This window comes from Rhizobacter sp. P2_H2 (assembly GCF_056403375.1).
In genome coordinates this window covers 1-1,082 of sequence record NZ_JBFUFP010001442.1, presented here as the reverse complement: position 1 = coordinate 1,082, position 1,082 = coordinate 1, and the positions used below count along the sequence as shown (strand labels likewise).

2 protein-coding genes are annotated in these 1,082 nt (G+C 63.7%); one reads left to right on the top strand and one right to left on the bottom strand.

Annotated elements, in window-relative coordinates; translation table 11 throughout:
* A partial coding sequence (locus tag AC1D15_RS33780) for a Fic family protein (protein WP_477829501.1) occupies positions 1-813 on the top strand: 813 nt, incomplete at its 5' end.
* Positions 814-887: 74 nt separating this feature from the next.
* Here the strand turns inward: AC1D15_RS33780 and AC1D15_RS33775 are convergent.
* Positions 888-1,082: RraA family protein (locus AC1D15_RS33775; RefSeq protein ID WP_477829500.1), on the bottom strand; the 195-nt coding region annotated here is incomplete at its 5' end.

Below are 1,082 nucleotides of genomic sequence, written 5' to 3'. Positions count from 1 at the left end.
GCCAGCCCCGAGGCCAAAGAGGTGTTGCGCTACCGCCAGGCGCTGAACCACGGCTTCCGGCAGATCGGYACCCGGCCGCTGGCGACCGGCCTGTTCATCGAGATCGCACAGCTCATCAAGCAGGCGGACTTCAGCCTCCGCCGGACACCCGGAACGCGCATCGCGAACGGCCGCGGCCAGACGATCTACACCCCGCCGGAAGGCGATGGCGTCATCCGGGACAAGCTGCGAGAGCTCGAGAACTTCATGCACGCCGAGGACGGGCTCGATGCGCTCGTGAAGATGGCCCTGATGCACTATCAGTTCGAGGCCATCCATCCGTTCCCCGACGGCAACGGACGCACCGGCCGCATCCTGAACATCCTCTACCTCGTCGATTGCGGGCTGCTCACCCAGCCGGTGCTGTACCTGTCTCGCCACATCATCGATCACAAGGCGGCCTACTACGAAGGTCTGCGCCGCGTGACGGAAGAAGGTGCCTGGATCGAGTGGGTGCTGTACATGCTCGATGCGGTCGAGCAGACCTCGCTGCGCACCCGGCAACAGATCATCGACATCCTCGCGTTGATGGAGTCCGTGCGGGAGCGCGTTCAACGTGAAGCGCCCGGTGTCTACAGCAAGGACCTGATCGAGCAGATCTTTCGCCAGCCGTATTGCAAGATCCAGTTTCTGGAGCGCGCCGGCCTCGGAACGCGGCAGACCTGCGCCAAATACCTGCGCGAACTGGAACGGCTCGGCGTGCTGAGCGGTCAGAAGATCGGCCGCGAGGTGTACTTCATCAACGAACCGCTGTTCGAGCTGCTGACCCGGTGACGGCGCGAAAACATGTTAAATTTATGACGTTTTTTTAACACGTTTCAGGAACATGTTCGCGGCAGCGACATGTTCTATGGCATCACCACGATCCCGTCCGCATCCGCATAAAGCCGGTCGCCCGGCCGCACCCACACGCCCTGCACCTGCACCGGCACGTCGCGCTGCCCTTCGTTGCGCTTCTCGGTCGGCAGCGGCATCAGCGCCAGCGCGCGGATGCCGACATCGCTGGCCGCCAGCTCCGCCACGTCGCGCACGCAGCCGTCGAC